We start from the raw sequence: 12,157 nt of genomic DNA on the forward strand, positions 1-12,157 counted from the left end.
AAAAAAAAACACCGATGATATCTTAAATTTCATCGGTGTTTTTTTATAACTCTATTTTTTACCGAATTTCCAATCAAACTCATCTTTTTGATTGATAATTGCTCCCAATTCAAATTTTACAACCTCATCAAATTCTGTTTGAAAAATCATCCAGTTTTCTTCGTTAAAATAATTCTCAAAAGTATCAAATTCTTCTTGAGTAAATTTAGTTATAGACTTGCTAACTAAATCTTTTTTAACATCACTAATTTTTTTATTGATGATTTTATTACCAAAAAGCTCAAGTTCTGGGCTTGATGCCACAATATATCCTAATTTAAAATCTTCTTCAACATAAAAAGTCAAACGCATTTTTAAAGAGTTGTATGCATAAATAATATTGTCATCCTCGTCTTTATAATTTCGATTTGGTTTTCCGTAAATAGCGGTAACATCATTTTGTTTCATTCCAAAAATGAGTTTATCAATTCCGTTTTTTGTATTTATTTTCATTGCGTTTTACTTTAAAATTAAAATAGTGCTGCAAAGATACTTCAATATTAGAATATCAATCAGGACAATTGCGGTTTTAATCTCTATTTATTGTAATAAAAAGAAGTTTAGCCATCAATTTGCACAGGATTAAATTTTTAAAATAACAAGAATACTACTCCACAGAAATGTTTAGTGAGTGATAGTAATAAAACAGAGTCGCGTATCATTGTACCCATTTATTTCTTACTTTTAAGCACCAAAAAAATCCTATAAAAAAATTAAATTTTGTCTATGAAAACAAACAAACTACTCCTGTACTGTATGGTAGTTCTTAGCGCTATTAATTCTTACTCCCAAAAAAAAGATTCAAAAGAATTCAAAGTTGATTTTGAAAAATTCACTTTAGACAATGGCTTACAAGTCATTTTGCATATTGATAGATCAGATCCTGTTGTGGCTGTTGCACTAACAAGTCATGTGGGTTCGGCAAGAGAAATAAAAGGGAGAACTGGTTTTGCACATTTATTTGAGCATTTACTTTTCCTTGAATCTGAAAATTTAGGAAAAGGAGGACTTGATAAAATGAGTGCTCGCATAGGTGGAGAGGGAGCAAATGGATCTACTAGCCGAGATAGAACCAATTATTTTCAAACAGTGCCTAAAGATGCTCTTGAAAAAATGATTTGGGCTGAAGCAGATAAGCTTGGTTTTTTTATCAATACGGTTACAGAACCCGTTTTAGCAAAAGAAAAGCAAGTAGTAAAAAACGAAAAAAGACAAAGCTATGATAACAGACCTTATGGTAATAACTTCTCAGTGATTTCAAAAAATTTATATCCGTCTACTCATCCTTACAACTGGGATGTAATAGGATCTCTTGAAGATTTACAGAACGCAACATTAGATGATGTTAAGAATTTTTACAAGCGCTGGTATGTCCCTAACAATGTCACACTAACAATTGCAGGAGATATTGATGTAAACCAAACCAAAATTTGGGTAGAAAAATATTTTGGCGAAATAAAACGTGGCGACGCTATCCCAAAAATGGAAAAACAAGCTGTTGTGTTACCTGCTACCAAAAAACTGTACTACGAAGACAATTTTGCAAAACTTCCACAACTTACTCTTACATGGCCATCAGTTTATGAATACAATCCAGACAGCTATGCCCTGGAAGTACTTGCCAGTTATCTTTCAAAAGGTAAAAAAGCTCCTTTGTACAAAACCTTAGTAGAAGATAAAAAAATTACTGATGCTGCAGATGTTTTTCAGTACAACTCTGAAATAGCAGGACAATACATGCTTAGTGTCACCGCTTTTGATAAAACAAATTTAAATGAGGTCATGAATGGTGTCACCGAAGCTTTCACAAAATTTGAAACTGAAGGTATTTCGCAACAAGATTTAGACAGAATTAAAGCAGGACAAGAAACTGCTTTTTATAACAATTTATCAAGTGTACTTGGAAAAGGATTTCAACTTGCACAATACGAGATATTTGCTGGAACACCAGAATACATTAATGAAGATGTAAAAAATATATTAGCTGTAACCCGTGATGATGTAATGCGTGTGTACAAAAAATACATTCAGGGCAAGCCTTTTGTAGCAACTAGTTTTGTTCCAAAAGGAGAAAAAAATTTAATTTTAGATGGGTCGATACTAGCCGATGTAGTTGAAGAAAAAATCGTTGAAGGCAAAGAAGATACATTTGATGCAAGTATAGCGGCAACTTATGAAAAAACTCCTTCAAAATTTGACCGAAGCATTGAACCAGCATACGGCGCTAGTCCAGATGTAATTTTACCTGTGGTTTGGAAAGATAAATTGCCATCAGGAATGTCCCTTTTGGGTATCGAAAACTATGAAGTACCTCTAGTACAATTTCAATTACAAATTAAAGGAGGTTTATTACTAGAAAATTCAGAAAAAATTGGAGTTTCAAACATGCTTGCCGAGCTTATGACCAAAGGAACCGCAAATAAAACACCTGAACAATTAGAAAATGCTATTGAGAGTCTTGGTGCTTCTATAAAAGCAACAGCAAGTGATGAAGCTATTTCAATTTACGGCACCACACTAGCAAAAAACTATACCGCTACTATGGTATTAGTACAAGAAATTTTATTACAACCACGATGGGATACTAAAGAATTTGAACTTATAAAACAAAGTACACTGAGTCAAATAATGCAGCAAAAAGCAGATCCTAATTATATTGCTTGAATTGAGTTTAAAAAATTACTTTTTGGCACATCTATTTTATCTAATAATCGTATTGGATCTGAAAAAACCGTTAGTTCAATTACTATAGATGACTTGAAAAACTATTTCACTACGAATATGTCTCCTTCAAATGTTAATTTTCAGGTAGTTGGAGCCGTGAATAAAAACAGTGTTTCAAACTCCTTAAAAATAATAAGTAAAAATTGGAGTACTAAAAATATTGTTATTCCAACTAATGCCAATACAATAGCTATTTCAAGCTCACAAGTCTATTTTTATGATGTGCCAGGAGCTAAACAATCTGTAATAAGAATTGGTTATCCCGCTCTTGCAGCTACAGATACGGACTATTATCCAGCTCAAATTTTAAATTACCGTTTGGGAGGAGGAAGTTTTGCATCACAATTAACACAAGAATTACGTGAAGGAAAAGGATACACATACGGTATTAGCTCCATGTTTATGGGATCTGTAAATAAAGGATTTTTTGCCGTTTCGAGTGGTGTTCGTTCTAATGTTACTTTTGAATCTGTTGCATTAGTTAAAGATATATTACAAAAATATGGTACTAATTTCAATGAAAATGATCTCGATATTACAAAAAGTTATTTGATCAAAAGTAATGCTAGAGCTTTTGAAACATTATCATCAAAACTTGAAATGCTCTATGACATTAGTAATTACAATTACACGGATGATTACGCAAAAAAACAAGAAAATATTGTAAAAAATATTACAATAGATGATATAAAAACGCTTGCGAAAAAATATTTAGATCCAAATAAAATGATTTATCTCATTGTAGGAGATGCTGAAACGCAATTGAAAAAATTAGAACAATTAGGTTTTGGCACACCAAAATTAATAAACAGCCCAAAACCAAATTAATAAATCAGCAGTATTACAAAACAAAAAAATAATTTTTCTGATTCACCAGCTACGTAAAAGTAGCATTTCGAATCAGAAAAATTATTTTTATATTAGGTGAGACTAAAAGGTTTCTCTACTCATTCATTTCATCATAACGTACAGGAACTTGTGGGTCATACAAAGAACATTTAAATTCCTCCAATGTGTCTGAGAGTAAGTTCATAGTTTTTCCATCGGTACCATAGCAATCAATTAAAATACTTTGAGAAGTTGATTTTACTTGAAACGCACCTGTTCCATTTGGATTCTTCCAGCTGTTTTCGTCTACTTTTTCCCAACCTGAAAAAACGGATGACAATCTATTCCAAATTACAGGCACAGGCAATTCCTCTAGTCCTTCAACAAATTGCTCCTCAAGCAATGCCTCATAAACTAAATGGTGGTTTAAATAAATTCCTTCTTGATATTTCCAAAAGATTAATTCGTACATAAATTATTTTTAATATTCAAAAGTTCCATATTCACTCTTTATGGTAAGCTTTTTTGTTTCAGAATCTTCTACTCTACCTACAATTTGTGCATCAACATGGAACGATTTTGAAATCGCAATGATATCTTGTGCAACTGCCTCAGGAACATAAAGCTCCATTCGATGGCCGCAGTTGAATACCTGATACATCTCTTTCCAATCTGTTTTTGATTGTTCTTGAATTAACTGAAACAATGGTGGTACAGGAAATAAATTATCCTTTATAATGTGTAGATTTTCTACAAAATGTAAAATCTTGGTTTGGGCACCACCGCTACAGTGTACCATACCATGTATTTCATTTGACGAATATGTATCTAAAATTTTCTTGATGATAGGTGCATACGTTCGCGTAGGCGAAAGGACTAATTGTCCTGCATCTATAGGCGAATTTGGAACTGCATCTGTTAATTTTACTTGGCCCGAATAAATCAGCTCTTCTGGAACTGCAGCATCAAAACTTTCAGGATATTTTGTCGCTAAGTATTTTTCGAAAACATCATGACGAGCTGATGTAAGTCCGTTACTTCCCATTCCGCCATTGTAACTTTTTTCATAAGTTGCTTGACCAAAAGAAGCTAAACCTACAATAACATCGCCTGCTTTAATATTCGCATTATCAATTACTTTTGAACGCTTCATGCGCGCTGTGACCGTTGAATCTACAATTATAGTGCGCACAATATCACCCACATCAGCCGTTTCACCACCTGTAGAATGAATAGTTACACCATAAGAATCAAGCTCTTTTATTAACTCCTCGGTACCATTAATAATTGCTGAAATTACTTCGGCTGGAATTAGATTTTTATTTCTTCCAATGGTTGATGAAAGTAAAATATTATCAGTTGCTCCTACACACAATAAGTCATCAATATTCATTATTAATGCATCTTGAGCAATTCCTTTCCATACAGAAAGATCACTGGTTTCTTTCCAATACATGTAGGCCAATGAAGATTTAGTACCTGCTCCATCAGCATGCATAATCAGGCAATAGTCCTTGTCTTGTGTTAAATAATCGGGTACAATTTTGCAGAAAGCTTGTGGAAATAAGCCTTTATCAATGTTTTTAATGGCGTTGTGCACATCTTCTTTGGATGCCGAAACACCGCGAAGTGCATACCTTTTTGAAGTATCTGAACTCATTTAATTTAGTTGTGAAGCCTGCTTTTAGGCAGTTAGTTGTGGCGCAAAGATACTAATTTGATTTAGGAATAAGGAACTTGATTTTAGGATTTATTGCACTATTTTTGAAGGATTAAAATCTCTACTCTTCTATTAGCTGCACGTTGTATTTCGTTTTTTTCTGGTAATGTAAAAATGGGTTTATTACTACCATAACCTTTGTATGCCAATCTCCTTTGCTGAATTCCGTTTTTAATTAAATAATCATGAACCGATTTAGCGCGACGATTGGATAACTTCACGTCATTTGGATCTGGATTACAGCAAATATGACCGTGAATTTCAATATTTAAACTGAGTTGACTCCTCATAATTTGTAAAAGCTCATCCAAATTCGCCATAGAGGAATTGACCATAACCTCTGAGTTAAATTTAAAATTTATATTTCGTAAAGTAACAAAATCACCTACTTTAGCTTGTTGAATTTGTGAAATTAAGGTGTTATTATCATTATTGCTTTTTGGGGATTTAGGCAGATCTGTAACCTCACTTTGATTTAATTTGCTTACGAATACTTCTTGAATTTTAGAATTAGATTTTTTTTGATAATATACAATTACTTTCCTATTGATAAATTCTTGTGTTGCTCCTATAAAATCTTCTCCAATATTATCAATAACTAGAGTACTATCTAATAAAAAATTGTTACGTATTAAGTGCTTTTGCACGTTTACAGAGCGCCTAAGTGCTAATTGCTTATTGTAATGATTTGATGCCGTACTGTCACAATATCCTTCAATTTTAATCACATTAACTTCTTTATTTTCATCCAACCATTTTTGAAAAACTCTTTGCGAATGAAGATTAGGTTGATCTCGATCTAAATCAAAATACAGCATAATTTTCTCCTGAGAATTCATTTTGAAACACAGTAGTAAAAAAAGTACAATACTCCTCATTGTTTATTGTTAATTATTTGATAACTATTTATGTAACCATTTTTGACTCTAGCTTTAATAAGAACATTTTTTTTGCTATCAAATACGTAACTTAAAAAACTTATAATTAAACGCAAAAAAGCATCTAATTCGTACTAATTAGATGCTTTTTTTAAATCATTAATTTTATTTATTCCCAATCAGGCATACTTGCATTAGAAAATAACAGCATTCGAGATCCTCCAACATTATTTGTTGCAGGTGTATATTTTATAATATTTTTAATCGATAAACCATCGTTTGAGGTATTCATCAAAATTAACTCTGCTTCATTGGGGGCGTATCTCACATCTAAATCTAAGGTTCCCAATGGTTTTTCTAGACCAATGTCTGTTATTTGATTTGAACTTAATGTACACTGAAAAACTTTTGTATCCAGCTGTCTGTAATTCGCATCTTCAAAGCCTGAAACATCTCTGGTAAAGAGTAATCGCTGCCCATTTACAGAGAAATTCAACCCTCCAGTGGCACCTTGTGTACCAGATAGCACTTGATTAATAACTGTACCTATGGCATTGATAACAAAGATTTCAGTATTGTAACCGCTTGCGTCATTTACTTTCAAGGCAATTTTTGTTCCGTCGTTGCTCCAATCACATTCAGAAATGAATTTTCCATTTGTTGTTTGATAAATTTTGGTCAAGCCACTGCCATCAGCATTAATTTTATACAATTTGTCAAAATAAGGATAGATTAATTGACTGCCTGAGGCGTTCCACGAGAAATTGATAAAGTCCGAGTTAAATCCAGCAATGGGAATAGAGTTAGTGACTTTAAGTATTCCAGATCCATCTGGATTCATAGTATACAAGTGATTTTGTGCACCACTTGATCGTATAAAAGCAATTTTATTTGATGGAATGTTTTTTCTTGGTCTCCAACTATTAGTATTCGATGTTGTAATTTGGACGCTTTTCCCGGTCTCATCGCCAGAAAAAATCACATTATTGTCATTTATTTTTCTAACAAATAAAAACCTTGCGTTTGGAAAGCCAATCGTTGTAAAAGTTTGTACTGTACATAGTACTGGAGGATTGATTCCATCGGATACTGCAACTTGCCAAAAATACTTCGTGTTATATGCTAAATCTTTCAACAAGTATGTACTGGCTGCAATGTCTTTGTATACCGTAACCTCATTGCTCGTGTTCTTCCTTAATATAATTTCATACTTCAGGACGTCTTTATCCGGATCTGTAGCTGAGAAATTTAAATTTAATTCTATAGGCTGATCTACAGCATTGTCCAAGGGCGAAGTTAATACCGTAGCAGCAGGAGGCCTATTGTTGGATGTTGATAGCTTTAGCTCAAATACAATATTTGTTATCTGATCTCTGTTAACCTTTGCGGGTTCAAATTTTGCCAAATAACCTTCCTTTTGCGCTTCTAGAGAATAATCTCCCACCTTTACATTTGTAAGAACAAATTTCCCTGCTTCATCTGTAAAAACGATACTTGTACTGGGACTAGAAAACACTTTGACATTAGCTAAAGGTTTAAAATCAATGGCACTGACAATTTTCCCTTCGATAGTCCCGAATTCGTCTCCAGCTAATTTTTCTTCACTGCATGAACTCAAAAGAAATGCAAAAAAAAGAGCTTGTATAAGATGGTTAATTTTCATTGTTAAGGTATTATAGTTGAATGAATAGCTCATGGTAATGGTCTTATTTCGATATGTTTTTTGAAACAGTATTTTTTTTGCTATTAAAAAAATAATACGTGAGTCCAAAACCAAAGCGATAATAAAAATCATCACGCACTCCTCTTATTTGATAGTCAATATTGTCACTAAAGTTTATATTATGTTCGCCATAAAGTTTGATTCCTATGGCATTTGAAACCATATATTCTAATCCTAGTCCATATTGAGCTTTAGTATGGTTGTTTTCGAAATTTTTGTTTGTACCATAGCCACCACCTACAAATAGATATGGTGACAACTTATCCTTTGGCAAAACCATAAATTCAAGATTAAGATCAAATGTTGCGTAACCTACATCTAAAAGATCTTTATTAGCTAATTTCATCACATTAGTAGAAGCACTGACATTGAACGCGGGAGTAAAATAATATTTTAAGGCACCACGACCCATTGGGCGAAACATGGCGTTAGGATAATCACCATCCATTAGTGCAACACCACCTGTTAATTCCATTGCGAAACGAGATCTTCTTTCTTGTAATTTCCTGCCATAAATTGCCGTAGTAGCAGCATCTGAATTTTCTTTTTCATACTTAGTTAGGATTGCATCAATCTCTGGTTTTGGCACATCAGCATCCCATATTTTTTCTTTAATTCCTTCTAAGACTAAAGTTGCAACTGCTTTTTCAATAGCCTCTGTAACGGCCATTTGCACAGGCTCGTTGGTTGTATATCCCGTTTCTACTTCTAATAATCTTTTGAAATTGACATACTTAAAAAGACTTTGATCGATTGCTTGCGATAAAATTGTTTTTGAAATATAAACTGATTTTAAAATCTTACCATTTGCCGTAGATACCATTCTTAAATAAACAGTTACACGATCTTGTCTGTATTTAATAGATCCACCAGTACCGAAATAACGCGCTCCAAACCCGCCAGTAATTATATTAGAGTCATAGGAAATAATTCCACCTTCCAGTAGAACACCCGCGTATAATAAAGGTGTAATTTGCGGTACATTAGGATCAACATCTTTGGAATATTCTTGCCGTGTAGATCGAATAAGATTACGTTCTTGCAATAAATTACCAATATTTTCTCTTTCGATAGGAATAAACCATTTTGAATCTTCAAGCGCTTTAATTAAAATTGATGTAGCCCCTTGGGTTACGGCTGTACTAAAATTGCTACCATTTTCAGTAGCTTTGTACTGTCCAGTTTGGTCTCGAAATTTATAAAGCCCAACTACTATGGGCTCTTTAGGCTTGGGCAACTCTTTCAAGAGTGTTGTTGCTGGAGTATTTTCTCCAATTACTGCCTTTTCTACACCAGTAGGTTGATTGTAATATGCTCCACAACTGGAAATTAAAAAAAAAATAAGTAAGGGTACACATTTTAATGTATTCATATTATCGATTTGGGATGATTACTTGTGTTTGTTCACCTGTTTTAGTATCTAAGATATCTACCGTTAATCCTCCTGATGAAGGATACACCTCTACAGAAAGACTACCAAAAGTGTAGGAACCTATTTTAATACCATCATTACCAAATTGTTGCTTGAACAAGGAGCTCGAAACTTGACTTAAAAGTAGCGAGTTTAAGCTTGATGTAAACCGCTCGAGTTCAGTTTGAGCAGGTTGCGAAATTGATTTGTCTGTAAACTTATTTTGGGACTCCGCCGAACTTGCCAGCCATTGATAATTAAATGTATCACCCCCAAAAGCAGGATTTTTAGGTTTGTATACTAAATCCTGTGCTATTACGGATTGAAAACCAAAAAAAACGATTGTTAAGACATATAATAATCTCATAAGTTTGTAGATAAAATTAATACTGAGTAAAATATTTGTTTTGTTTTTCTAAATTCTTAAGGTGTAAATACGTGGCATAAATAGCTTGTTCACCCATTTCATTTAAATATTCTTCATCTGGACGTGCTAAAAATTCATATATAATATCATTCTCTATCGTGATTACTATCTTGGTATTTCTACCAAAACTAAATTCCTCTGTTAAAACGACAATTTTCTTGGCATTAATTTTATACTCATTATAGAGATAAAAATATAAATCGTAAAAATCTTTACCTACTTTAGTCTTCGTTTCATTTGAAATAATTCCTATTATTTCAAAACCGTCTGCAGGAATATTAACTACGTTGTCTTTTTTTTTTGAGCATTTAGAACTACTCGATCCTTTCCTATTAACTGCTTATTTTCATTATAAAAAAGTAACAAAACAATAACCTCATCTGTATTGCCCAAATTAACTTCTGTTGTTGACAGATTTTTATTTTCACTTGGATTTAAAGAAAAAAATCCTTCTTGAACATTATTTGCTTGATTATCATTTACAGTATTTTTTTTAATTACTGATAATTTATAGGATAAGCTCTGCACACCATCCGATAAATTTTCGGCAGTGCCTGTTATTTTTATATTGGTTTCCGTTTTATCAATCACTATTATTGCTTTTACAACTGTGTTTGTTGTTTGGGAATAAGATGTACAACCCAAAAACAAAAAAATATATAATGAGAAATTAGAGAGTACTATTTTCATAATTTTGAATTATTTATCAATAGTACAGTAGCACCATTTCCTGACTGAATAATTTTTAAATCTCGTGAGATTGAATTGGAACCAAAACTATTGATAGTTAGATTATTCCCTTTTTGCACAAATTCATTTTTGACATCATATCTACTGTAAGAAGCAAAATCGTAAATGGTATTATTATCACCTTGCTGTAGTACTTTTTTTTCAATTGAGAGCGCTTGACTATTCAACAAGACCGTATTATTATTTCCTTTTTGAAACACTGATACAGCAGTAGTATTTGATCTTAATACCGCATTAAAAGTATTATACTCCCCAATCTGTTGCATTTGCACAGTATTATCAAAAGCTTGTTGCTTAGCAGTTGTATTTCCTGATAAGTTAGTTGTAGATAGATATAAAGAACCTTCTTTATCCCCCACTATAGCTATATCTATGGTTTTACCTTGTGAAGTTTCTATTCCTTGAGCAGAAATGAGCTGCAACGAAAATAACACAGCAATGACAAAACACAGTACTCGAATTTTCATACTATTGCTTTTAAATTAAAAAAAGATGGAGCAGCTACAAAGCTGCTCCAATCTTCATGATTGCTCTATTAGTTACTTTGAGTTACACTAGATACATTGTAATTCCCTTGCTGAGAAACGGTATTGATGTTTCCTGAACTAAATCCTGTTTGCATTGTTGTAGAGGTATTTGATTTTCCCTCTTGCAAAATATTATCTAGATTTTTGAATCCATTTTGTGTAGTTAACGCAATGTTTTCTTTACCATATTGATAATGATTAGCCACATTTCTTTCGGTTAAAGACGTAGCTTTACCAACACTGTTTTGGGTAATAGTTGATTTGTTTTTGTCACCACCTTGACTCGTATAGGCTAGATTGAAGTTGCCGTTTTGAGTTTGAGTAGCTTCGTTGTCTCCATGTGGAGTCATTGGTATAGCTGACGTAAGTGGCACCATAAGTGAAAAAGTCCCAACTGCAGGAATAGGATTATTTCCTGAAGTCCCTTGATCAATAGTGGCTTTGTTATTATTACCTGTTTGTGTTTGGGTAGCATCATCATCCCCAAATAATGAGCCTGTTGCTACTTGTACTTCATCTTGCCAAATCGTTGCATCATTTTTATCTCCAACTTGTTTTTGGGTAGCTCTGTTATCCCAATTGTTTTGAGAGATGTAAGCACGGTTGTCGTCCCCTTTTTGATCAACATCAGCGATGTTCTTTGCTGAAGCGTTAGCAGAAGACACAAACATTTGCCCTGGAAGTACTCCTTGATAAACAAAAGCATCATTGTTGTTTGTCGCTTGCTTAATTTTAGAACTTTGTGATGTTCCAATTTGATGTACTACCGCACTTTGAGAAGTTCCAGTTTGACCTACCAAACTTGAATTAGCTCCAGCTACTGGACCTGGTTGCGCATAAGATGCTGCTCCTACTAATAGCATCGCGGAGATGCTTAAAACTACTTTTTTCATAATAAATATATTTAATTGGTTGTTAATACAAATTATTATGTAGGTTCAAAAAAGTGATTTGGGATCTTCTTTTTTTAGAAATCAAATGTAATTTCAAAACTTTTTTTTTACTTTTTGATTTCCACATTTCAAAGATAGAGAAGGATTTTAAAAACGAAACACGTATAAATACGTGTTTTACAGATGGTTACATACATATCCGATGAAGAGTTCATATAAATCGATGAAATACACATA

The 12,157-nt window shown here is 32.9% G+C and carries 13 protein-coding genes; 2 read left to right on the top strand and 11 right to left on the bottom strand.

Going from position 1 to position 12,157, the window contains the following annotated elements; genetic code table 11:
• Positions 1 to 51: 51 nt before the first annotated feature.
• Positions 52 to 492: a hypothetical protein gene (locus tag DNC80_RS00870; RefSeq protein ID WP_086453237.1), complete on the bottom strand. Its 441-nt coding sequence runs from the start codon at positions 490 to 492 to the stop codon at positions 52 to 54.
• Positions 493 to 765: 273 nt separating this feature from the next.
• Between DNC80_RS00870 and DNC80_RS00875 the strand changes: the two genes are divergently transcribed.
• Together DNC80_RS00875 and DNC80_RS16105 are read left to right on the top strand one after the other, a co-directional pair.
• The gene (locus DNC80_RS00875; RefSeq protein WP_370628659.1) at positions 766 to 2,703 is read left to right on the top strand and encodes a M16 family metallopeptidase; all 1,938 of its coding nucleotides are present in this window, start codon (positions 766 to 768) and stop codon (positions 2,701 to 2,703) included.
• Positions 2,704 to 2,787: 84 nt separating this feature from the next.
• The gene (locus DNC80_RS16105; RefSeq protein ID WP_370628660.1) at positions 2,788 to 3,591 is read left to right on the top strand and encodes a M16 family metallopeptidase; all 804 of its coding nucleotides are present in this window, start codon (positions 2,788 to 2,790) and stop codon (positions 3,589 to 3,591) included.
• 115 nt (positions 3,592 to 3,706) lie between these two features.
• Here the strand turns inward: DNC80_RS16105 and DNC80_RS00880 are convergent, their stop codons facing one another.
• The 10 genes from DNC80_RS00880 to DNC80_RS00925 form a co-directional block, all read right to left on the bottom strand.
• Positions 3,707 to 4,063, bottom strand: a complete 357-nt coding sequence (locus DNC80_RS00880) for a hypothetical protein (RefSeq protein ID WP_086453239.1) — start codon at positions 4,061 to 4,063, stop codon at positions 3,707 to 3,709.
• A 9-nt stretch (positions 4,064 to 4,072) separates the two neighbouring features.
• Entirely contained in the window at positions 4,073 to 5,251 is a 1,179-nt protein-coding gene (locus DNC80_RS00885; RefSeq protein WP_182648423.1) for an AIR synthase related protein, read from the bottom strand.
• A gap of 98 nt (positions 5,252 to 5,349) precedes the next feature.
• Complete coding sequence (locus DNC80_RS00890; RefSeq protein WP_182648425.1) at positions 5,350 to 6,150, bottom strand: OmpA family protein; 801 nt, start codon at positions 6,148 to 6,150, stop codon at positions 5,350 to 5,352.
• Between the two features lie 208 nt (positions 6,151 to 6,358).
• The gene (locus DNC80_RS00895; protein WP_182648426.1) at positions 6,359 to 7,852 is read right to left on the bottom strand and encodes a carboxypeptidase-like regulatory domain-containing protein; all 1,494 of its coding nucleotides are present in this window, start codon (positions 7,850 to 7,852) and stop codon (positions 6,359 to 6,361) included.
• 43 nt (positions 7,853 to 7,895) lie between these two features.
• Positions 7,896 to 9,284: a CsgG/HfaB family protein gene (locus DNC80_RS00900; protein WP_182648428.1), complete on the bottom strand. Its 1,389-nt coding sequence runs from the start codon at positions 9,282 to 9,284 to the stop codon at positions 7,896 to 7,898.
• Between the two features lies 1 nt (position 9,285).
• Positions 9,286 to 9,690, bottom strand: coding sequence for a curli assembly protein CsgF (locus tag DNC80_RS00905; RefSeq protein ID WP_144892858.1), 405 nt, complete (start codon positions 9,688 to 9,690; stop codon positions 9,286 to 9,288).
• 16 nt (positions 9,691 to 9,706) lie between these two features.
• A complete protein-coding gene (locus DNC80_RS00910; RefSeq protein WP_314839997.1) occupies positions 9,707 to 10,027 on the bottom strand; it encodes a CsgE family curli-type amyloid fiber assembly protein in 321 nt (106 codons plus the stop codon).
• A 5-nt stretch (positions 10,028 to 10,032) separates the two neighbouring features.
• The gene (locus tag DNC80_RS00915) at positions 10,033 to 10,440 is read right to left on the bottom strand and encodes a hypothetical protein (RefSeq protein WP_182648429.1); all 408 of its coding nucleotides are present in this window, start codon (positions 10,438 to 10,440) and stop codon (positions 10,033 to 10,035) included.
• Positions 10,437 to 10,967: a hypothetical protein gene (locus DNC80_RS00920; RefSeq protein WP_182648431.1), complete on the bottom strand. Its 531-nt coding sequence runs from the start codon at positions 10,965 to 10,967 to the stop codon at positions 10,437 to 10,439. The genes DNC80_RS00915 and DNC80_RS00920 overlap by 4 nt, the downstream gene beginning before the upstream one ends.
• A 68-nt stretch (positions 10,968 to 11,035) precedes the next feature.
• Entirely contained in the window at positions 11,036 to 11,920 is an 885-nt protein-coding gene (locus DNC80_RS00925) for a hypothetical protein (RefSeq protein ID WP_182648433.1), read from the bottom strand.
• Between the last annotated feature and the right edge of the window lie 237 nt (positions 11,921 to 12,157).

Source organism: Flavobacterium sp. SOK18b, assembly GCF_014156605.1.
GTDB classification, from domain to species: domain Bacteria; phylum Bacteroidota; class Bacteroidia; order Flavobacteriales; family Flavobacteriaceae; genus Flavobacterium; species Flavobacterium tiangeerense.

Excerpts from the sequence above, each read along its gene's own strand:
- DNC80_RS00925 (WP_182648433.1), bottom strand. The coding sequence starts at position 11,920 with ATGAAAAAAGTAGTTTTAAGCATCTCCGCGATGCTATTAGTAGGAGCA.
- DNC80_RS00885 (WP_182648423.1), bottom strand. The coding sequence starts at position 5,251 with ATGAGTTCAGATACTTCAAAAAGGTATGCACTTCGCGGTGTTTCGGCA.
- DNC80_RS00905 (WP_144892858.1), bottom strand. The coding sequence starts at position 9,690 with ATGAGATTATTATATGTCTTAACAATCGTTTTTTTTGGTTTTCAATCC.
- DNC80_RS00900 (WP_182648428.1), bottom strand. The coding sequence starts at position 9,284 with ATGAATACATTAAAATGTGTACCCTTACTTATTTTTTTTTTAATTTCC.
- DNC80_RS00875 (WP_370628659.1), top strand. The coding sequence starts at position 766 with ATGAAAACAAACAAACTACTCCTGTACTGTATGGTAGTTCTTAGCGCT.
- DNC80_RS00870 (WP_086453237.1), bottom strand. The coding sequence starts at position 492 with ATGAAAATAAATACAAAAAACGGAATTGATAAACTCATTTTTGGAATG.
- DNC80_RS00920 (WP_182648431.1), bottom strand. The coding sequence starts at position 10,967 with ATGAAAATTCGAGTACTGTGTTTTGTCATTGCTGTGTTATTTTCGTTG.
- DNC80_RS00895 (WP_182648426.1), bottom strand. The coding sequence starts at position 7,852 with ATGAAAATTAACCATCTTATACAAGCTCTTTTTTTTGCATTTCTTTTG.
- DNC80_RS00915 (WP_182648429.1), bottom strand. The coding sequence starts at position 10,440 with ATGAAAATAGTACTCTCTAATTTCTCATTATATATTTTTTTGTTTTTG.
- DNC80_RS00880 (WP_086453239.1), bottom strand. The coding sequence starts at position 4,063 with ATGTACGAATTAATCTTTTGGAAATATCAAGAAGGAATTTATTTAAAC.
- DNC80_RS00890 (WP_182648425.1), bottom strand. The coding sequence starts at position 6,150 with ATGAATTCTCAGGAGAAAATTATGCTGTATTTTGATTTAGATCGAGAT.